At 35.5% G+C, this 20,301-nt stretch carries 22 protein-coding genes; 2 read left to right on the forward strand and 20 right to left on the reverse strand.

Features of this window, described 5'->3' with window-relative positions; translation table 11 throughout:
- Positions 1-7: 7 nt before the first annotated feature.
- From K7887_RS19095 to K7887_RS19185, 19 genes are all read right to left on the reverse strand, one after another.
- A complete protein-coding gene (locus K7887_RS19095) occupies positions 8-1,057 on the reverse strand; it encodes a glycosyltransferase family 2 protein (RefSeq protein ID WP_223491201.1) in 1,050 nt (349 codons plus the stop codon).
- Between the two features lie 3 nt (positions 1,058-1,060).
- The gene (locus tag K7887_RS19100; protein WP_223491202.1) at positions 1,061-2,026 is read right to left on the reverse strand and encodes a glycosyltransferase; all 966 of its coding nucleotides are present in this window, start codon (positions 2,024-2,026) and stop codon (positions 1,061-1,063) included.
- Between the two features lie 28 nt (positions 2,027-2,054).
- The gene (locus K7887_RS19105; RefSeq protein WP_223491203.1) at positions 2,055-3,203 is read right to left on the reverse strand and encodes a glycosyltransferase; all 1,149 of its coding nucleotides are present in this window, start codon (positions 3,201-3,203) and stop codon (positions 2,055-2,057) included.
- 2 nt (positions 3,204-3,205) lie between these two features.
- On the reverse strand, positions 3,206-4,321 hold the full coding sequence (locus K7887_RS19110) for a polysaccharide pyruvyl transferase family protein (protein ID WP_223491204.1): 1,116 nt from the start codon (positions 4,319-4,321) through the stop codon (positions 3,206-3,208).
- Positions 4,322-4,333: 12 nt separating this feature from the next.
- Entirely contained in the window at positions 4,334-5,512 is a 1,179-nt protein-coding gene (locus K7887_RS19115; RefSeq protein WP_223491205.1) for a glycosyltransferase, read from the reverse strand.
- Positions 5,484-6,668, reverse strand: coding sequence for a glycosyltransferase family 1 protein (locus tag K7887_RS19120; RefSeq protein WP_223491206.1), 1,185 nt, complete (start codon positions 6,666-6,668; stop codon positions 5,484-5,486). Before K7887_RS19120 ends, K7887_RS19115 begins: the two co-directional genes overlap by 29 nt.
- A complete protein-coding gene (locus tag K7887_RS19125; protein ID WP_399208741.1) occupies positions 6,661-7,773 on the reverse strand; it encodes a DegT/DnrJ/EryC1/StrS family aminotransferase in 1,113 nt (370 codons plus the stop codon). The genes K7887_RS19120 and K7887_RS19125 overlap by 8 nt, the downstream gene beginning before the upstream one ends.
- A gap of 40 nt (positions 7,774-7,813) precedes the next feature.
- Complete coding sequence (locus tag K7887_RS19130) at positions 7,814-8,473, reverse strand: acetyltransferase (protein ID WP_223493705.1); 660 nt, start codon at positions 8,471-8,473, stop codon at positions 7,814-7,816.
- A complete protein-coding gene (locus K7887_RS19135; protein ID WP_223491207.1) occupies positions 8,473-9,087 on the reverse strand; it encodes a sugar transferase in 615 nt (204 codons plus the stop codon). Before K7887_RS19135 ends, K7887_RS19130 begins: the two co-directional genes overlap by 1 nt.
- A gap of 25 nt (positions 9,088-9,112) precedes the next feature.
- Positions 9,113-9,265, reverse strand: a complete 153-nt coding sequence (locus K7887_RS19140) for a YwzD family small protein (protein WP_223491208.1) — start codon at positions 9,263-9,265, stop codon at positions 9,113-9,115.
- An 11-nt stretch (positions 9,266-9,276) separates the two neighbouring features.
- Entirely contained in the window at positions 9,277-10,350 is a 1,074-nt protein-coding gene (locus K7887_RS19145) for an EpsG family protein (RefSeq protein WP_223491209.1), read from the reverse strand.
- 30 nt (positions 10,351-10,380) lie between these two features.
- Positions 10,381-11,265 carry a glycosyltransferase family 2 protein gene (locus K7887_RS19150; RefSeq protein ID WP_223491210.1) on the reverse strand — a complete coding sequence of 295 codons (885 nt, stop codon included), beginning with the start codon at positions 11,263-11,265 and terminating at the stop codon, positions 10,381-10,383.
- A 13-nt stretch (positions 11,266-11,278) separates the two neighbouring features.
- Positions 11,279-12,385 carry a glycosyltransferase family 1 protein gene (locus K7887_RS19155; protein ID WP_223491211.1) on the reverse strand — a complete coding sequence of 369 codons (1,107 nt, stop codon included), beginning with the start codon at positions 12,383-12,385 and terminating at the stop codon, positions 11,279-11,281.
- Positions 12,370-13,524, reverse strand: a complete 1,155-nt coding sequence (locus K7887_RS19160; RefSeq protein WP_223491212.1) for a glycosyltransferase family 4 protein — start codon at positions 13,522-13,524, stop codon at positions 12,370-12,372. Before K7887_RS19160 ends, K7887_RS19155 begins: the two co-directional genes overlap by 16 nt.
- Before the next feature lie 21 nt (positions 13,525-13,545).
- On the reverse strand, positions 13,546-14,421 hold the full coding sequence (galU, locus tag K7887_RS19165; RefSeq protein WP_223491213.1) for a UTP--glucose-1-phosphate uridylyltransferase GalU: 876 nt from the start codon (positions 14,419-14,421) through the stop codon (positions 13,546-13,548).
- Between the two features lie 15 nt (positions 14,422-14,436).
- Positions 14,437-16,284: a polysaccharide biosynthesis protein gene (locus K7887_RS19170; RefSeq protein ID WP_399208745.1), complete on the reverse strand. Its 1,848-nt coding sequence runs from the start codon at positions 16,282-16,284 to the stop codon at positions 14,437-14,439.
- A 236-nt stretch (positions 16,285-16,520) separates the two neighbouring features.
- Complete coding sequence (locus K7887_RS19175) at positions 16,521-17,189, reverse strand: CpsD/CapB family tyrosine-protein kinase (protein ID WP_223491214.1); 669 nt, start codon at positions 17,187-17,189, stop codon at positions 16,521-16,523.
- Positions 17,170-17,892: a YveK family protein gene (locus tag K7887_RS19180; RefSeq protein ID WP_223491215.1), complete on the reverse strand. Its 723-nt coding sequence runs from the start codon at positions 17,890-17,892 to the stop codon at positions 17,170-17,172. Before K7887_RS19180 ends, K7887_RS19175 begins: the two co-directional genes overlap by 20 nt.
- Positions 17,893-18,026: 134 nt before the next feature.
- On the reverse strand, positions 18,027-18,233 hold the full coding sequence (locus K7887_RS19185; protein WP_223491216.1) for a hypothetical protein: 207 nt from the start codon (positions 18,231-18,233) through the stop codon (positions 18,027-18,029).
- Positions 18,234-18,447: 214 nt separating this feature from the next.
- Here K7887_RS19185 and K7887_RS19190 point away from each other — a divergent pair, with 214 nt between their 5' ends.
- Complete coding sequence (locus K7887_RS19190; RefSeq protein WP_223491217.1) at positions 18,448-18,828, forward strand: helix-turn-helix domain-containing protein; 381 nt, start codon at positions 18,448-18,450, stop codon at positions 18,826-18,828.
- A complete protein-coding gene (locus K7887_RS19195) occupies positions 18,821-18,955 on the forward strand; it encodes an anti-repressor SinI family protein (RefSeq protein WP_223491218.1) in 135 nt (44 codons plus the stop codon). The genes K7887_RS19190 and K7887_RS19195 overlap by 8 nt, the downstream gene beginning before the upstream one ends.
- Positions 18,956-19,116: 161 nt before the next feature.
- On the opposite strand, the gene K7887_RS19200 is transcribed toward K7887_RS19195, so the two are convergent.
- Complete coding sequence (locus K7887_RS19200) at positions 19,117-20,070, reverse strand: hypothetical protein (protein ID WP_223491219.1); 954 nt, start codon at positions 20,068-20,070, stop codon at positions 19,117-19,119.
- Positions 20,071-20,301 lie beyond the last annotated feature (231 nt).

Below are 20,301 nucleotides of genomic sequence, written 5' to 3' on the forward strand. Positions count from 1 at the left end.
TCTAACCTCAGTTCACTTTAAATAGCCTTTTAAAAATATTCATCTTAAACTTTATTATTTCTTTAAAAATATATACACGAGAGTACTTCTCAGATTTTAACAACATCAAATAAAATTTGTTAAAGTCTTCCACTCTGGCATATTCTAAACAAAGTCTAAATTCAGGACTTTTCAGAATCTGATTATTTTTTTGTATTTTATTAGCTAAAGAGCAATCAGATTTATCTGACAAGTTATTATTTAAAGCTTTATCTAGCATTATAAGAAATGAATTATAATAATATATATTGTATTTTTCTAAATCACTATTAAACAATAGCATTTTCATATATATTTCTTTATAAATTGACTTATAAATATTAAATAAGTCTGGATAATATTTATTATCCAGACTTTCCGTATTTCGTAGTATATAATTATAGCTAGGCTTGTTTATAATCATTATATTATTGTTAGAGTATACTAAATAATCTAGTGTGAATAGGAGATCTTCACCTAAGTTTAGACTATCTCTAAATCTTATGTTATTTTCTTTAATTATTTCGGAAGAAAATATTTTATTACAAGGTGAATTTAATAACTGACTTTTATATACCAATAAGAAATCCGCTTTTTTTATTTTTTCTATATTTTTTTGCATACTATTAAATGATCTAATAATTATTTGCTCTTTATCGTTACGAAAATTCTTAATAATATAACTGTTTATAATTAATGCATTTTTATTTTTCTCTGCCATATTAATCAAGTCTTCACACCAGTTTCTTTCTACATAATCATCTGCATCTGCAAACATTATATATTTACCTTCGCTCTTTTCAATTCCTGTATTTCTTGCAATACTTACCCCTTCATTATTTTTGTGTATCACTTTAATTCTTACATCCTTTTCAGAGAAAAAATCACAAATTTCTCCTGATTTATCTTGTGAACCGTCGTTAACCAAAATTAATTCAAAATTTTTATAATTTTGATTGATTATTGATATTATACATTTATGCAAATACTTTTCAGCATTAAATACAGGTATTATAATACTAACAACAACATTATACATATTTCACCCCCTCATATCTTTCAAGAGAAAAATCCTCATTTTAAACCGTTTTATTAAATTGTATTTTAGTTCTTTATCCATCAGTTGTATTGGTATAACTAAAACCCTGCAAAAAGTTCTTAATAACCAGTTTTGGCTTTCACTTTGCACTTTTAGAATATATTTATAATAACGAAAATTATTAGAATCAATAGGAATAATAGTATTCAATAAATAAGAAGTATTAGATTCATAGTTATACCTTTTCGTTTTAGTAGCTTGATAATAACTTTTGGATATTTTGTTAACCATAACAAGCTGACTATAAGCATTCGATTGACAAACTCCATTTGTTCTAATTCTATATTTCAATAATTTTGTATCCAGATTTTCAATAGTACCACCTTTAAGCACCAATCTAAATAAAAAATCGTAATCCTCGCAGTACTTTACTTCTCTATACCCCCAAAGTTGATAATCAACTAAAATTCTCTTTCTAAAAACCCAGCTAGGATGTGCGACACATTGCTTCAAAATTAAATTCTTTTTAATGTTTTCATATCCTTTTATTAGCTTTCTATTAGAGTTTATTTTATTTCCTAAATTATCAATTAGAGTCAAATCACAACCTATTAAGTCTATATTTTTGTGTATTTCAAGATACTCAACTTGATTTAATATCCTATTAGGTAGTGATATATCATCAGCATCCATTCTCGCAATGTATTCACCTTTACAAACTGATAAAGCTTTATTCAGACTAGCAACTAACCCAATATTCTTATTATTCATAATTATTGTAATTCTTTTGTCCGTTTCTTTGTACTGATTGAGTATTTTTACTAATTCTTTATTTTCAGGATTATCAATTACAATAATAATCTCTAAATTATTATATTTCTGAGTAATAATGGAATCTATTGCTTGCCTTAAATGAATTTCATTTTCGTTATAGGTACTCATGATTACTGAAACTAACTTATTTTTCAAATCTCTCATCCCACATTCATTAATTTAATTAATGTATTATTGAATAGAATTTATTTATTTCATTTTCTGTACCTAAGTTGTTAACATCGTGAGAGCTAGTTATCTTTCGAATTAGATCTGAGTTTGAAAGTATTTCGTTAATTCCCTCTACAACTGATTCAGGTGTCATTTTTACTATTAAACCATTCTCTCTATGTCTAATTTGGTTATGCGCAGTTGAAAAATCTGTTGTTACAATAGGTTTTTTTAATATTCTAGCTTCTGCAATTGCCAATCCATACCCTTCATATTTAGAAGGTTGTACGTATAGATCACATTGCTTTAATAGTGGATATGGGTTACTAAATGTACCAAGTAAAACAAAATAATCCTTTAATCCTTTTTGTTTAATGCTTCTTTCCAGTTTACATTTAAGAGGTCCTTCTCCAATTGCGTACCATCTAAAATTCACTCCCTGTTTTTTTAAAATCTGACATGCTTCTAATGCTAGATCATACCCTTTTGCCTCAACTAACCTTCCTATAGTTAGTATTTTTGTTCCGGTAAAATTATCCGGAAACTCATTAATACTTAAAGATAAACTTTCTATAAGTTGAGGGGAGTTTATATCATAAATCAATTTAGTTTTTTTTCTGAATTGAGGAAACTCATTTTCAAATATTTTTTTGTTTGCATCTGAAACAGTAACAATTCGTTCATACATATTGTAGTATTCTTCATCAAATGATTTATTGTATGCAGCCATTTTATAGTCTGTATTCACCCAACAAATTTTCCTTTTTGCATTCACATTTTTAATTGCAAAATAGGTTGGAAAGCCCTGACTATATGCGATTGCAATATCATAATTAGTTTGTAAAGTGGGGAGATCTTCTTTTAAATTACTCCATATAATTTGTGCTGAATGATAGCTTCTCATTATATAAGGATTTCTAAGCATAAGTGAAATTTTGATTCGTTTGTATAATTTTTTAATACTAAAACTGCTTTTTTCCTCTTTAATCGTTATAATTTTTACATTACTTGGAATTAGCGGAAGGAATAAACCATTTTCTGAAAACAATAATAATTCTACTGAAAATCTTTTGTAGTCTAAGACAGATAATAATGATATTAAACTCCTTTCAGCTCCTCCACTGTTGAGAGAGTCTATAATAAACAGAATTTTTTTTTTCATATTTACTCCTTTTTAAGAACTAAATTTTCTCTTAGAAATTTTTTTGAAAGTGTTATCTTCTTATTTAAAATAACTCTAGTTTCGTCATAATCTATTTTGTTTAACAATTGTTCTCGATTTAAGTTTTCTTCTCTAATTAATCTACTCTCTAATTTTAAGTCGTACAACAAATCTCTCATTCGGGTATTAATGCTTTCACTCCTATTAACAATATAAAAATCTATCTCGAAAATGATTGAAAACACCGCCGCATGATAAGAATTAGATATGACAACTTCAGCATTTTTTATTAGATTTACAAATGAATCCGGTCCGACTAAAGCATATGACTTATCATAATATCTTTGTTTACTTTGGTTGATAATGTATATTTTCAGTCCAGTTTTTTTCTTAATATCTAATGCAATTTCCTTAATTAGATTACTATTATCAAAATCATAAATTAGGATGTATTTTTCCTTAGGTTTTTTTTTTGAAAACTTAAACCATTCTTGTTTGTTTAGTAAAAATACTGGATCTACGACATTTACAGCACTAATTCCCAAAGCTTTCAATAAATCCACTCCACTACTTTCTCTAACACTAACTCCATCTAACTTCTTAACATTAGTCTCAACAAATTCTCTGTATTTTTCTGGTATAACTTCAGTCGCAAAACTTGCTGCATACGAAAATTTCACTTTATTTTCAGGGGCAAATTCCAAGTAAAATGAAGGGTCTTTCCCATTATTATGTAAGCAATTCCAAATTTGATCACTTCCACAAATATAAAAATCTGCATCAGGACAATCCGTTTTCAATTCTTGTATCGAAGTAAACTTTTTTTCGGATATTTTCAAATTCTTACTTGTGAATTTGTCAAAGTTTTTTTTTCTTCTTAAGCTAATTATTCTAAAAGGAAAATGACACACTAAATAAAATGTTTTTGTAACTAAATTTTTCTTCCATTTGGGGTTGTTTATACTTAACATTTTATACTGGTTACTAAGGTATGGAGGTTTATAATTTATTATCTGTGAATCTAGTCCTATATTAGTTAGATATTGCTGTAATGCGTAAGCCTGTAAAGATGCTCCATGGTTATATACATCATGACAAGTTATGGTACTTACTTTCATTTTTATACCTCCCTAAATTAATTGATAAAGCTTATCTAACTCTGAAAGATTATCATAGTCAGTAACTTGACAATTTTGAGATAGACGATTTCTAAGTTGTGGATTATGGTAAAGTAACTCTATTGAGTCAGCTAATCCTTCTATCGATAAATCACAGATTAGACCATCCACTGCATCCTGTATTTGACTACGTGCGGTTGGATAATTAGTTATTAAAACCGGTTTCCCTAGTATTTGTGCTTCTCCGACCGTGACTGCCTTACCTTCATATCGTGATGGTTGCACATATAAATCGGCTTCTTTAATAAAAGGGTATGGGTTTATTTTCTTTCCTAAGAGAATAAAGTGATCTTCCAAGCCATGAGATTTTATTAGATTTCTAAGTTTAGCTTCATCTCCTCCGTATCCTACAATATACCAAGCAATATCCTCATAGCCTTTGGCTTTAAGTATTTTTAATGCCTTTATAGCATTATCAATTCCTTTTGCATGAGAGAGCCTGGCTACTGTAACTATTTTAAAACGATTGTCATCCACCAAAGGATTTTCTACCTTTTCTTTTGATAACTCTTTTACTAACCCAGGAGATGTAATGTTTTCTAAAACGATTACTTTTTTACAAAGGGTTGGGTACTTGACTAGAAATGCATTTCTGCATTCCTCAGAAACAGCTACAATATAATGAAAGCTGTTCCACATCTGTAGATCCAATGCTATATCCGTCTCTACTGTTGAATAATCCGTGTGAATCCAAGCAATCTTTTTCTTTGCTTGAACCTTGCTGGCAACAAAATAATGTGGCCATAAATAGCTGATTGCTACATCGTACTCTTTGTCATGTTTGGGTAAAAATTGTAAAGAGTATTTCCACATATACTGCATCTGTTTGTAACCACTTTCCATAGATCTATCCCGGGTTGCTTTTAATTTGGAAAATAGTCGTGACAAGCCAATGAGTAAATTCCCCTTTTTAATCGTTTCTCCTATGCTTAAACGGAAAGTCTTGTAAGCTGGTAGTTCTTTAAGTAACTTAGGTTGGGGTGGAAGAAGTTTCATGAAATCACCAGTATGGCTATATAACATAAGATCTACTTCATGATTTTCGTAGTCAAAGTTACTCAACATACTTAGTAGGCTTCGTTCCACTCCCCCTACCTCCATATCAAAGGACGAAATAAGGATCCTTTTCATACTTCCCTCCAGTGTAGTTTCCATTGTATATTTCAACTAATTTAGAAATACCTTTAGATAGGGAATATCCACTATTTTCAAAGGTGCTTCTGATGATCATAGGTTTTTCCATATGATTTCGATTGGTGATATTGATTATTTTTTCTGCCCACAAGTTAGGATCATCGTTCAAGAAAAGTTTAGTGAATAAACCTAATTGTAAATCTGCTTCAGGTTGGATAGCTTCTGACACTATACAAGGCAATCCGCTTGCCTGGGCCTCAAGAAGAACAAGACCGAGACCTTCGTATATTGAAGGGAACACGAAAACATCCATACTCTGCAGCATTGTAGCAATATCGTCTCTTATCCCTACAAACTTAATATATTCAAATATTCCCTCTTTTTTTGCGTATTTTTGAATGTCCTCTCTCAAATCCCCGTCCCCTACTAATAATAGCCTGTATGTGTCATCTTTTTTAATTATTGATTTTAGGATCTTCAGTAAAAATTGATGATTTTTAGCCTCAATGAATCTTCCAATATGTCCTATTACTTTCTTATCTTCCAGCCCAACTTCCTTTTTAAATACTGCCACTTCATCTACCTTCATAGATTCAAACTGCGAATAATCTATTAAGTTGGGAAAGTACATATACTTTTGGTTTTCTTCCGTAGCGTTTCCAAATAAATAGGCTCCTGCTTGTTTACTACAGGCCAGGTAATGTGTAGACGTTAATTTAGTTGCGGCTCTCATAGAAAATATATATATCGATCTTAAAATGGTGTCGTTTTTATCAAGTGTCGTATGTGCATGAGCGATTCGGATTTTCACACCAGCAATCCTGGCTGCGAGGTTAGCTATACCACAGTGAAAAAGTGTATGAGAATGCACGGCGTCGTACGGGCCATACTTTCTAATTGCTTTAACTATCCCTAGAATGGACTGTGTGTTAGTTATTCTTATTACCCGGCCACCTAAGCTGTGGATTTCTTCATCATAATGTGCTACCAGTTTACTAAAGGATAAAAAGTCAAAGTGAATTTTTGATCTATCTATGTTTCTAAAAATATTCATCAACATGGTTTCTGTCCCTGCTCGATTCATTGCACCTACAATGTGAAGAACCCTAAGCTTCTTTTTCATCCCTAAAGGATTTTCATTGCTTTTAAGCAAGCTTTTCCACCACTGCTTTCATGGATTCTTTTATAATGTTTATAATTCTGTATTGTTCTTCTTCCGTTAGATTTGATCCTGAAGGAAGGCATATTCCTTTTCTAAACAGAAGATCAGAGATACTTTCTTCATTACTGTGAGGGTAATAAGCCGCCGATTGAAATAATGGCTGCAAATGTAGCGGCTTCCATACGGGACGTGCTTCTATATTGTTCTCAGACAGATGACCAAGTAACTCTTGAACAGTCACTCCAGCCTCTTCTTCCTTTATTGTCAGTGCCGTCAGCCACCTGTTTGTTCTCGTACCTTCTAGCTCTGGCATAAAGTAAACGCCAGGTAAATGGGCAAGTTCTTCATAATACCTGTTGAAGATAGCCCGCCTTGCTTCCACTCTTTCTTCCAATACTTCCAGTTGCCCTCTCCCTATACCCGCTAAGATATTACTGAGACGATAGTTATACCCCATTCTGCTATGTTGATAATGAACGGCTTGATCTCTTGCCTGTGTGGCTAAAAAGCGCGCTTCGTCTGTTTTGTTCTTGTCGTTAGAAACTAGCATTCCACCACTGGAAGTAGTAATTATTTTATTTCCGTTAAACGAAAAAATCCCGAATTCACCAAAGGTACCACTTGGCTTTCCTTTATATAAAGAACCCAGTGACTCTGCCGCATCCTCAACTAGCGGAACTCCATAATGATTACATAGCTCCGTAATTTCATCCATTTTTGCACTTTGACCGTAGAGATTAACTACAATAACCGCTTTGGGTAGTTTCCCCCGAACTAAAGCATCAATAAAAGCATTCTGCAGTGCTTCAGGCGACATATTCCAAGTATCCGGCTCTGAATCAATAAAGACTGGCTCCGCTCCTTGATAAAGAATGGGATTTGCACTAGCTACAAACGTCAAGGTTGAACAAAAAATCTTATCACCTTTTTCCACTCCTAATAAAGAAAGAGCCAAATGAATAGCTGCAGTTCCTGAACTAACTGCTACAGCATCATTGACTCCTACATAACTTGCTATTTCTTTTTCGAAAGCATCGACATTCGGGCCAAGTGGGGCTATCCAATTGGTCTGGAAGGCTTCTTGTACATATTTCATTTCATTTCCACTCATGTGAGGGGGAGATAGAAAGATTCTTTTATTGGATATTGATTGCGACAACCTCATCACCTTCTTTCGCGTTAATTCTTGCAGGGACACCTACTGCTGTAGAGAATGCAGGTATATGATTTATTACTGTTGCACCTGCTCCAATCGTCGACCATTTTCCAATGCTTATGTTCGGAATGATATTGGCACCAGCACCAACATGTACCCCTTCTTCAATATGCACAGTGCCTGTTAAGGTTGCATTTGGGGATATGTGGGCAAAATCTTCAATGACATTATCATGTTCTATAATTCCACTTGTGTTTATAATGGTATGTGCTCCTATTGTTGCATCCGTGTTAACAACTGCATTTGCAAGTATTACTGATCCCACTCCGATTATTGCGGAGGTACTTATTATTGCTTTAGGGTGAATCACTGTGATGAACTGTGTTTCTTTCAAACCCAATTTTTCCACAATCATCTTTCTCACTTTGTTATTACCAATTGCAATAATAAATTTAATATTGGGTTCTATTAGCAATAGTTCTTTGTTAGACCGAATCGGACCATAATATAATTCATTTTCGAAAACAAGTTCTTGATAGTTATCATCTAAATAACCAATGATCTTCATGTTGCCATGAAATGCAATGGCTTCTTTAACGACTTTGCTGTGTCCTCCCTGCCCGACAATAACGACCTTGATCATCCATGACCACCACCTGCTCTTGATTCTTCTTTCGAGAAAGGTTGAATCGTTGCATAACCTGGTTGTGATATACCTTCCTTTTTAATTACCTTTATCACCGTTAACAAAAGGATCTTTAAATCAAGAAAAAAGGAATAGTTGTAGACATACCAAACATCTAAATCAAACTTTTCCTCCCACGAAATAGCATTTCTTCCATTCACTTGGGCCCACCCTGTTATTCCTGGCTTAACTAGATGCCGCTTAAATTGCTCTTTACTATAGAGCGGTAAATACTCCATCAAAAGTGGCCTTGGTCCAACAAGACTAAGTTCCCCTGTTAATACGTTGATGAATTGAGGGATTTCATCCAGACTATACCTTCTTAGAAATGATCCGAATGAAGTTAATCTCGTTTCATCCGAAAGGTACCTTCCATGCTTATCTGTAAAATTTGTCATAGTTCTAAATTTATAAAGGATAAAAGGTTTTCCATTCAGGCCTGGTCTTTTCTGTTTATAGAGGATTGGGGAGCCCATGTTAAACCAAATTAAAATAGAAACAACTATAAATAATGGGGAAAATAAGGATAATACGAGTATTGAGAGTATGATATCTAAAGTTCTTTTCATTTGCTTGCCCCCTTTTTATAGTTGCCTATTCTCTACTATTAGTAATATTTATAAATTCAAGCTTTATATCTTCAATCATCTCAAGAACACTGATGTCTTTCGACTCCTGCCCTTTTTTATAGATGGATAGTAGAATGTTTTGTAATTTCTCTTGTGTACATTTTTCTGCAATTGACATAGTGTATCTCCTTATAAATAATTGCTTTTGTACAAAATACCTAATGAGATGACATGTTCATAGTAAAAGTAAGCTAAGTAGAAAATGAATATTCCATAATAGAGGAATTTTTGATCTCTTTCTTTCACCAACTTTACTATCCAAGCAATTAAGATTAAATTGTATAATCCAAAATAGATGGTAAACCTTGCAAAAATCCAATTCTGGGAAGCAATAATCATGAAAATCAGATTCAAGATACATAGATTTACAATATAATCACTATTAGGGAAGATCTTTCTTAGTTTCTCTCTTCCTAAATACGCGATAAATAATGGTGCAGCATACACTACCACTCTTAGGATACTGGCGCCGCCTTCAACAAACTCACTATAATGTCCATATTGAGTATCTTCCAAAGCACTAAATAGTAAGGTTGAAAATTGGTTATAACCAACCACTACAATCATAGCAAGGACTAGCAATGCAAATGTGGATCTAGTCCATGCTTCCCTTCTAACCAAAAAATAGATAGGAATAAGTATGAGTGCACTTTGATGAAAGGTGAAGGCAACTAAGACCACTACAATGAATTTCTTCCAACTTCCATCCATAATGTATTTTGTTGATGCAAAAATAATAGCTGCAGCAAGGAATTGTCTTATTCCATTCATAGAGACTAAAAACAAGCCGCTTGTGATGTAAACAAACAGACTAAGTTCTATCAATCTAGAGTACTTGTAAATGACAATGACAATTAGCAGATTTGTTATCAATGCTGTTGCTAATATTAAAATCTGCGGATCTTCTGACAAGTATTTTAATAGCATTTGCAGAAAACCAAACCCTATATCCTTTTCACTTAAAACAAACTCCAAAGTGAAATCCTGTACTTCAAAAGCATGTCGATAAAAAAAGGTATCCCCTATATTTGTTCGTAGTCCCGATACTAAGACAAGTGTTATCATCGCCAACATTGTTAAATATCTATTCGGTTTAATTTCTGTTGGCGAATCCAGGGAAGCGGCCATAGCAGGTGTGGAGAAGTACCTAGCAATCCCAGCCAATGAAAAAACAGTAACAAGGTTAAGGTAAAGTACAGTCATCTTCTCTTTAATCCTTTCATGAACAACACACTAAGCAACCTTTGTTTTTGTTATGATGTATAAATAGAGCAAATATCCAAATGGGAGAACCAATGTTGTAATCCTCTTGTTTGGAGCTTCGGAAATGAACTTCCTGTTATTCATCATTAAACTGCTGGATACATAATGCACAGCTTGCCTAACTTTGAACATAAAACTTACGAATGGGAGCTTCATCAGTTCTTTTCGATAAAATGCAAACCCCTTGGGATTCATTCGATATTGGTTTAACATATTGACGGAAGAACCATCTGGGAGATATTCTACGACACATAATGCCTCATTCATGATTAGTAGTTCGTAGTCTTGATCCAGCTTAAAATACTTATAAGCCAACCCTACATATTTTTCTCCGGTAAAAATGGGATAGGGGTATCTTTTGGTTAATTCAGTCCTGTATACGAGTTTTTTATCTCCTTTTACCCCGTGCTTGTTATACAAGTTAAAAAGTGTGGATGTTTTGTATTCTTTAGGAAGGAGGGTCCCAATAACCTGACCATTTGTAAAAAGATCCAATCCTACAATTCCACTTACTTTCTCGCTGCCATGCTCTTTCCAAAAAGTCACTATTTTTTCTACAGCATCTATTGGCATGTAGTCATCCGAATCTATGCAAACATTTAATTCGGTGGTGATATGCTCATAGGCAGTGTTGTGAGCACCGTGCATTCCTTGATTTTCCTGCCAGATATACTCAATATCAATTTTATTTTCATTTTTCCATCTATCAACTAATTCTTTTGTTCCATCAGTTGATCCGTCATCGATAATTAACCATGTGAAAATATTGCTGGTCTGATTTTTGAGACTCTCATAACATCTTCCAAGACAATAGCTTCTATTATATGTTGGTGTAAATACTGTTAATAACTTCATTACTTGACCACCTTTATATTGCCGAGTAAAAACCTTCTGTCCAAGATGCTGTATTTTTTATATTGTAGCCCTTGTCACTTAATACCTTTGAAGAGTCCATGACCCTGTTGGTTGAAGTGCTCATTTTAGTGATTATGGCATCCACCCATGGATGATGTTTTTTTATAGGAAAATATTCTACCAACCCTAACCCCAAATCAACTTCTTCTGTAATGACATCAGAGATTAAACATGGGACACCTGCACTCTGGGCTTCAATTAATGTAACAGGCAATCCCTCATGTAAAGACGGAAATGCAAACAAATCCATTCCCTGAAGCAGGTTTGGTATATCACTTCTAATACCCGTAAAAATCACTTTGTTCTCCAACTTTAGACTGATCGCCTTTTTCTTCAGCTGTTCTCGTAAGATCCCGTCCCCCACCAGTAGAAGGTAAGCGTTCTTATCGACTTTTGCTATTTTTGCGAAAACATCTAATAAAAAGTTATGATTTTTTTGTTCGTTGAATCTTCCTATATGACCTATCACATAATCCGAATTCTTAATTCCGAATTCCCCCCTTATGCGTTCTCTATTCAATGATGAAAACTTAAAGCCCTCTGGTTCAATCCCGTTTTTAAGGATTTGTGCTTGATGAATCTTATCTTTAAAAAGCCATTTTGCAGCCATTTCGGAACACGCCATATAGTGGGTGGCACTTGTTAATATGGCTTTCCCTATATACCATTTGTAAAGTTTAGCTATTGAGTTCCCCTCACTACTAGTGTTGTGACTATGCGCTATCCTAGTAGGTACATTATGTTCTTTAGCTACTTTCAACACCAAACCACTCATTTTATCCATGTGAGAGTGGACAATTGTATATTCTTTGTTGGAGGAAAAAAAATGGTTGAGTGCTTTGGTGTATCCCAAATGTCCAACGTCTGTAATATAAGGGATCCGGTGGACTTTTCCTCCTAGGCTTTGAATTTCATTATCAAAAACCCCTTCCTTACAGGTAAGAAAATCAAACTGTATTTTTGTTCGATCAATATTTCTGTAAAGGTTCATCAAAAGAGTCTCCGCCCCGCCCCGATTCATATTCACTACGGCGTGAAGTACTCTTATCGGGCTTCCCATAGAACCCCCTCCTGTTCTGGCATATTCTTTTTGTAGATTTCTGTAAGTTGGTGATGTACCGCTTCTTCATTAAATTTGCTTAGAATTAGCTTTCTTCCGTTCCGGCCTAAAAGTTCCCTCTGTTCGGTGTTTGTATAGAGGTACTTCCATGCTACTGAAAACTCGTTACTGCAGTTTTCTTTAAGCAAAAATCCATTATACTCCTCAAAAACCAGCTCCCTGTGACCCCGATTGTCACTTGCAACTACTGGTAAGCCGCAGGCCATGGCTTCCATGATGTTGACGGGGAGGCCTTCGCGGAAACTGGATCCCACTGCTACGTCACAGGCGGGAAGGATTTGGTCGATGTCTTTTCTGAAACCGAGGAATTCTACTTGAGAAGAAACTCCAAGTCTTTTGGCTAGTTTCTTACATTCCTCCTGTTGGATCCCTTCTCCGGCAAGCAAAAGACGAGCTTGGGGAAGTTCGTCTTTTATGGATGTTAATGCGTTAATAAGTACTTTTTGATTTTTGTTTTTATTGAATTCGGCGGCATAGAAAAGGATAAAGTCATCTTGTTTGAATCCCAGTTTTAAGCGAAGTTCTTTTTTCTGTTTATCCGTTACAGGTTGAAAGCGGGTTGTGTCTACTCCCACCCCGTTCACCATTTCTATATTAGGTGCCGGGAAGCGGTGATCAACTGCCAGTGTGTAATCTTCACGATTTATAGTAATCAGACAGTCCGTATAGGAAGCCAGTTGCTTTTCAATCGGATAGTATAATAGCCAGTTTATGTATGGTGCACCTTTGCAAAAGTGAAAACCGTGTGCGGTGTAGATAACTTTTGTGCCACTTTTTCTGGCTTCTTTGGCCGCAAGCCGTGTCAACACGCCGCCGAGTGGAGTGTGACAGTGAATGATTTTAAACTGGTTCTGATTGATAATGGCTTTTAATTCCTGATAGGCTTTCTTGTTGTCCTTACGGAACGGTGAGCGGTGGATGGGAATGACATGTTTCTTATCTGTAAAAGGTAATTCTATATTTCCTGCTGCAGCAACATGGACTTCCCAACCTTGTTCTTTGAACCATTTCATTGTAGGCAAGTGGAACGCTTTAAAATGGTAGTCCACTGTTGCACAAAATAGAATTTTTTTTGACAATGTTATCCCCCTATCAGGATATTATTTAATGGTTTCCCGGTTCATCACCTTTGATAGAAAATCCAATAGTGGATATTTCAAGTCATCATGTTGTAGGGCAAATTCGATGGTTGTTTCAATGAATCCGAGTTTTTCACCGACGTCATAGCGTTTTCCCTCAAACTCATAGGCATATACTGCCTCGAATTGATTAAGAGTAGCGATAGCATCTGTAAGCTGAATTTCCCCTCCGGCTCCTGGAGTCTGGTTTTGGAGGATGTCAAATATCCTCGGTGTTAAAATATAGCGTCCCATAATCGCTAAGTTAGAAGGAGCTTCATCCATTGAAGGTTTTTCAACAAGGGCATTAATGGTATAAAGTTGATTACTTATTTCTTTTCCATCAACAATTCCATATCTGGAAACTTCGTCAGGTTTCACACTTTGTACACCTAACATGCTAGAACTGAAGCGATCAAATTGGTCGATCATCTGCTTAAGACACGGTGTCTCCGACTGAACAATGTCATCACCTAGCAGTACGGCAAATGGCTCATTCCCAATAAATTTTCTAGCGCACCAGATGGCATGCCCCAGTCCTTTGGGTTCTTTTTGACGGATATAATGAATATCCACATTGGATGGTTTCTGCACTTCATTCAGGAGTTCCACTTTTCCTTTGCTTAGTAAGTTCTGCTCCAATTCAAATGAGTTATCAAAATGATCCTCAATTGCGCGTTTTCCTTTACCTGTCACAATCAGGATATCTTCTATACCTGCATTGATAGCTTCTTCCACAATGTATTGAATGGTAGGTTTGTCGACAATCGGAAGCATTTCCTTTGGCATCGCTTTTGTAGCCGGGAGAAATCTTGTTCCGAGACCCGCAGCTGGAATAATTGCCTTTCTTACTTTCATGTGTTTCACTCCTTCTTATCCTGTAACGGTGAGCATCACTTTTGGCTTTTCTGCGTGCTCTTCCATCGCTTTTCTGTTGGCTAGTTGTAGTAAAGTTTCTCTTAGATCTTCGTTACCATAAACTTCTAGATTCTGCAGTAATTCATCTATCTCATTCATATACAATTGTGATGTCTTTCCGATGTGTATTTTGGGATAGATCTGTTTTTCCTGAATTTCGTTATCGTTAAGCAGTTCTTCAAACAACTTTTCGCCGGGTCGTACCCCTGAATATTCAATGCCGATGTCTTCTACCGAATAGCCGGATAGTTTTATCAGGTTTTTTGCTAGGTCCAGTATTTTAACTGGTTCACCCATATCGAGCACAAAAATTTCTCCGCCGCGCGCGAGACTTCCTGCCTGGATCACAAGTCGTGACGCCTCCGGAATAGTCATAAAATATCTAATCATGTCTGGATGGGTTACGGTGACCGGTCCACCAACCATTATTTGCTTTTTAAATCGCGGAATGACGCTTCCCCTACTACCTAAGACATTGCCAAAACGAACAGCAATGAATTTGGTGGTACTCTTTTTATCCAAATCTTGAATGATCATTTCCGCTAATCTTTTAGTAGATCCCATTACGCTTGTTGGATTTACGGCTTTGTCGGAGGATATCATGACAAAGGTATGAACGTTATTCCAGTTAGCGGCAAGTGCGACATTCTTAGTGCCGATGATATTGTTTTTTACTGCCTCTTCAGGATTTCGTTCCATCAATGGCACATGTTTGTGGGCAGCTGCATGGTAAACAATGTATGGCTGGTGCTTTTCCATGATTGTGCCCATTTTCTTGCCGTCCTGGATGTCCGCTATTTCCGTCACAAATTCAATGTTGGTATCCTTAAACGTTTCTTTCAATTCCATCTCTATCGAGTAAATGCTATTTTCCCCATGGCCAAGTAATACTAATTTAGATGGAAAAAATGAGGATACTTGTCTGCATATTTCCGAGCCGATAGAGCCGCCAGCTCCTGTTACCAAAACAACTCTATTTGTGATGGTTTCTGAAATACTATCAATGTCCAATTCTACCGGCGCTCTTCCAAGTAAGTCTTCCACCTGTACGTCTCGGAAATGATTGACGGAAACTTTACCAGTCATTAAATCCTCCAGCATCGGAAGGGTCTGCGTTTTCACCTTTGTTTTCCCGCATTCCAAGAAGATTTGGTTCAGTTCTTTTTGGTGTAAGGATGGAATGGCAATGACGATATGCTCAATTTCCAGCTCTTTAACCGCTCTGACGATACTCTCACGTCCCCCTACAACGGGAATACCCAGAATGTCCAATTTATTCTTTTTATTATCATCATCAATGAAAGCGATGGGATGTAAATCTGACCTCGGGTTGTTCAAGAGCTGCCTTGCTACCATTCTTCCCGCTGCACCTGCGCCAATAATTAATGTTCGTTTGACTACTCCTTTTTTATGTAATACATTATCCCTCCACAGTCTCCAGCCGAACCTCGATCCTCCTATGCAAACCAGGTAGATAAACCAGGTTGTAAGTAGCATGCGGATTTGCAAACCATTGCCTAAGAAAAACTGGATAGGTATTGCAAGGAGTATGTTGATACTAACTATTTTAATAATTATGTATAATTCCCCTACACTCGCATACTCCCATGCTTTTCTATACAATTTGTACTTATGAGAAACTAGAACATGGATAAGCACTAGACTCATGATGGCTGAAGTCAAGATATGAGTATTTTCCCCTAGTAAAGTTCCTGTGGCTAAAAAGCTACTTAAAAACAACGCTGCTACCAATAAAGAGATGTCTGCTGCCAATAAGGTGAACACTCTAAACAAACCTGCCAATATTCGTCCTCCTCTCTCTCATTTTTTGAATTGCTTAAGGATGGAGTGAGAAGATGTTCACTTCATTCCTAAATAATTCAAATTTAATTTGGGCATTCAACCCACCCTCACACCACACTACCGACAACTTGTGTCTAAGGTTCTCACCCACAGCATGATCGAGTGCCTCCATTGATAACGGCAAGGAGACATCGCCGGTATAAAGAATATTTTATTCTCAATAAAGAACGTTATGATTAAAAAAATTTGTTCAACAGTCCTTTTGGTTTTGCGTTCAATACCACTCCCAATAAGTTGGCCTTTGCAATTTCCAGAGCTTTCTTTGCCTCAATTGCTCTGGCATTTTCCGTCTTTCCATCTTTCACTACCATGATGACCCCGTCGCACTTGCTCGCAAATATCCGTGTATCATTTCCTTGAAGTGCGGGGGCCGAGTCGACCAGGATATAATCAAAGCTTTTTGAAAGCTTTTCAAGCATTTCGTCAAGAGTAGTTGATTTAAAGACTTTTTCTGTACTATATGGTATTGGCCCTGCGGTCAAAACTTTCAATCTACCAATATTCGTTTGGTTGATGGATTCATCTGCCGTCTTTTGCCCTGTCAGGACATTGGTCAGGCCAACGGTGTTTTTTATTTTAAACACTTTATGCAAGGTGGGCTTTTTTATGTCCGTATCAATAAGAAGGACATTCTGGCCGTTTTCAGCCAATGCTGCTCCTAGATGAGTGACAATGGTCGTTTTTCCTTCTTTATAGCTCGGAGATGTGAAGATGATTATTTTACTTTTATTCTCATAGGAAGAAAATTCGACGTTCAATCTAATTCTCTCGATCTCTTCAATCAATGATTGAGGTGTCTGCTTGTTCCTGCGGAAGATACTTTTTTCAGCCAATTTTAGATTCACTTACGTCACCTCTCACATATGCTTCCATCTTTTTCTCTTTATTGGCAGTCAATGTTTTCTTCTTATATTTGGAGACAGTACCCAAAACAGGTATTTCAAGAAGGTTCTCTATATCTCTTTCGGATCTGATTTTGTTATCTAGACTGTCCATCAAGAAAACAAATCCAATTCCAATGATGCCACCCAATACCATTCCGAACATTATCAGCCTATTGGATTCAGGATTGATAGGTGGTTGATTTTCCTTGACCACTGCAGGGTACAAGATTTCAATGGAATTGAAATTCAACGTACTTGCCACCTGCTCCTTGAAGACTTTTGCGGTGGTGTTTGCTATTTCAGCAGATCGATATGGGTTTGGGTCGACTACATAGATTTTCACTATTTGTGAGTCTTGCACCTTTTGAACACTGATCTGGTTGGCCAGCCCCTCTATTGACCTTTTGAGTTCCAATTCTTTTATTACTCCTTCCATGACAAGTGGTTCTTTTATAAATACCTGCAATGTGTTGATTATGTTTCCGCTATCTTGAATAAGCAAGCTTGCAGAAGTCTGATAGAGTGGCGTAGCCTTTGTAAAATTACTATATATGGCAGAAGCTCCTGTTGAAATAATGACAAACAATATTATTATCCAAAATTTCTTAATAAGTAGTTTAATTATCTTTCCGATTTCAATTTCCTTATTACCATGTGAATCCATATCCACCCCTACTTTCTTGTTTGAACAGAAGTGCTATATTGAGAACGATTGTTGTAAATTTTATTGCGGTATATTACGAATTATAGTTCATTATATAGAACATGTCAACGAACAAGTTCAATTTTATGGGATTTTTATATCATCGTATCGTAAGTACTTTTTACCAGTCTTATTTTCAATTGTTTCTTTCCCATCATATTAATTTGTCTGTCTATATTCGGTGCTGCCACATATCGTTTCTTATCTATCAGATCCTCTGCACAATTCGGGCACCTCGATTGATCTTTTTCATAGCTGCTATATGATTTGTTATTGCACCGGTTGCAAAACTTCATATACATAATAGAGATTTCCCCTTTTAATATGAATTTTGATTAAAAGTATACAACAATTCGTTCTTTATAAAAAACATCAAAATAGTTCAATACTTCTTAATAAAGAACTAATTTCGTCATATTCCTTTCATTTTCTCTTACTTACTAAATATTTCGTTTTTTCCAAAGAACTTTTTGTACTATATAATGAACAACATACATAAAAATAAGGAGATTACTGATGATCGGAGAACGAATTAGGAAACTAAGGAAGAGCAAAGGCTATTCACTCAGTGAGCTGGCTGAGAAAGCAGGAGTTTCAAAATCGTATTTAAGTTATTTGGAGCGTGACCTGCAGACCAATCCCTCACTACAATTTCTTCAAAAGATATCTATTAGTTTAGGGACAAACATAGAATACTTACTAGATGGTCGCTCGACGGACAAGAAGCTGGAACAGAGTAGGCTTGTTGTGGACGAGGAATGGAAAAAGCTAATTCAAAAAGCCATTAGGGAAGGCATGACAAAAGAGGACTTTGTTAACTATCGCAATTATCTTCAGTTCCAAAAGTGGCAATCATTTAATCGAAAAGATAGCAAGGAGGAAGGCACAAGTGGTTGAGTATTTGGATTTAGATTTGGAATGGGTGGAATTAATTTTGGAAGCTAAGGACCTTGGAATATCGGACGAAGAGATTCGGAGGTTTTTTGAAGAGGCTAAGCAGAGAGAAGTTTTGGTCGGTAGGTGAATGGATTATTAACATAGAGAAGATGATCTTTGTAATTTAAAAGATCATCTTTTTTACTTTCTATAATGCTTCATAGTAATTAACATGCCTCTCTAACTTTTTGAAAACTATAAAGACACCCTATGAATCGCATAGGGTGTCTAAAAAACTAAATAATGTTATTATGCTCCAGCCTTAACTGTCTGTTTCCATACACCATTTTCATCTTGCCATTTAATAATCATAGTTCCGCCACTTTCAGTCATATAGAAAGTTTGGCTTGGGTTAGCAACTAACTCTCCGTTTTCAGAACCCTTAACATATTCAACATACACTGCAAATGCGTTTTTGTTTGTTACTCGCCACACTCTGTCTCCTTCTTGGATATCAAGATCAGGGTGAGCTGCTTTAAATGCTTCAGATTGTCCGTCTTGAATGTAAGTTAATTGAAGGTTTTGGACTACTAATTCGGCATCATAAACGTCTGGTGTAACATCTGTTCCGATTGCATCTAGCTCTGCATCAGTCATAGGTGCATTATTTTTTGTAGCTTGATCGACTTCTAAATACTTGCCCTCTAATTCTGCTACCTTTGCATTTGCAGCTTGAACCTCTGCATTCGCACGCTCAGCTTCAGATTTATTGGTGTTATTTTCTTCAACTAATGCATTGTAATCAGCTAAGAGAGTATCGTATTGAGCTTGCAATACTTCCAATTCACCAGACACTCTTGATAACTCACTTTCCAAAGTCACGATTTCTTTTTCTTTCTCTGCAATAGTTTCATTAGCAGCACCAAGATCAGCTTTTAATCCAGTAACTTCTGCATTCAGATTCTGAATTTGTTTTTCTAAGAAACTCTTGCTAGCCTTTAAGTTGTTTATTTCTGTCTTTGCACTTACAATTTTATCGTTTGCATCTGTAAGACTTGCAGTTGCATTATTTTTAATTAATTCAATTTTGCTAAACAGTGAATTTTCAACAACTTCATACTGGACTACCTTATTCTTTAACTCCTCCAGTTGAGCCTTCACCTTGTCAACTGTTTCTCCACCCGTAAATGTAAATCCAACAGTTCCTAATGCAAGCGTTCCAGTTAGTGCTACAGCTGCTACTTTACCTGAAATTAATCCCATTAATAATTCCTCCGTTTTATGTATGATTTTGTTCTTTTTTAAGAACAACCTTAGTATAGTTCTTTATTAAGAACATAACAATATAGAGAATCGGCCGAAATCGACTATTTTATGCAAAATTATACCCTTTTTCCTATGAATGCTCCATTTTTCTTACAATTTCATACTTTTTTATCATTAATTATGTTCGTTATATAGTTACAATGTACTAAAAAACCACTTTCCCATTAA

Origin of the sequence: Sutcliffiella horikoshii (genome assembly GCF_019931755.1) — a bacterium.
GTDB lineage: Bacteria > Bacillota > Bacilli > Bacillales > Bacillaceae_I > Sutcliffiella_A > Sutcliffiella_A horikoshii_E.

Coding starts and splice junctions, on each gene's coding strand:
- K7887_RS19155 (WP_223491211.1), bottom strand. CDS start 12,385: ATGGGAAGCCCGATAAGAGTACTTCACGCCGTAGTGAATATGAATCGG.
- K7887_RS19135 (WP_223491207.1), bottom strand. CDS start 9,087: ATGAAAAGAACTTTAGATATCATACTCTCAATACTCGTATTATCCTTA.
- K7887_RS19180 (WP_223491215.1), bottom strand. CDS start 17,892: ATGGATTCACATGGTAATAAGGAAATTGAAATCGGAAAGATAATTAAA.
- K7887_RS19110 (WP_223491204.1), bottom strand. CDS start 4,321: ATGAAAGTAAGTACCATAACTTGTCATGATGTATATAACCATGGAGCA.
- K7887_RS19125 (WP_399208741.1), bottom strand. CDS start 7,773: ATGAAATATGTACAAGAAGCCTTCCAGACCAATTGGATAGCCCCACTT.
- K7887_RS19115 (WP_223491205.1), bottom strand. CDS start 5,512: ATGAAAAGGATCCTTATTTCGTCCTTTGATATGGAGGTAGGGGGAGTG.
- galU (WP_223491213.1), bottom strand. CDS start 14,421: ATGAAAGTAAGAAAGGCAATTATTCCAGCTGCGGGTCTCGGAACAAGA.
- K7887_RS19145 (WP_223491209.1), bottom strand. CDS start 10,350: ATGACTGTACTTTACCTTAACCTTGTTACTGTTTTTTCATTGGCTGGG.
- K7887_RS19150 (WP_223491210.1), bottom strand. CDS start 11,265: ATGAAGTTATTAACAGTATTTACACCAACATATAATAGAAGCTATTGT.
- K7887_RS19190 (WP_223491217.1), top strand. CDS start 18,448: ATGATCGGAGAACGAATTAGGAAACTAAGGAAGAGCAAAGGCTATTCA.
- K7887_RS19185 (WP_223491216.1), bottom strand. CDS start 18,233: ATGTATATGAAGTTTTGCAACCGGTGCAATAACAAATCATATAGCAGC.
- K7887_RS19140 (WP_223491208.1), bottom strand. CDS start 9,265: ATGTCAATTGCAGAAAAATGTACACAAGAGAAATTACAAAACATTCTA.
- K7887_RS19200 (WP_223491219.1), bottom strand. CDS start 20,070: ATGGGATTAATTTCAGGTAAAGTAGCAGCTGTAGCACTAACTGGAACG.
- K7887_RS19095 (WP_223491201.1), bottom strand. CDS start 1,057: ATGTATAATGTTGTTGTTAGTATTATAATACCTGTATTTAATGCTGAA.
- K7887_RS19105 (WP_223491203.1), bottom strand. CDS start 3,203: ATGAAAAAAAAAATTCTGTTTATTATAGACTCTCTCAACAGTGGAGGA.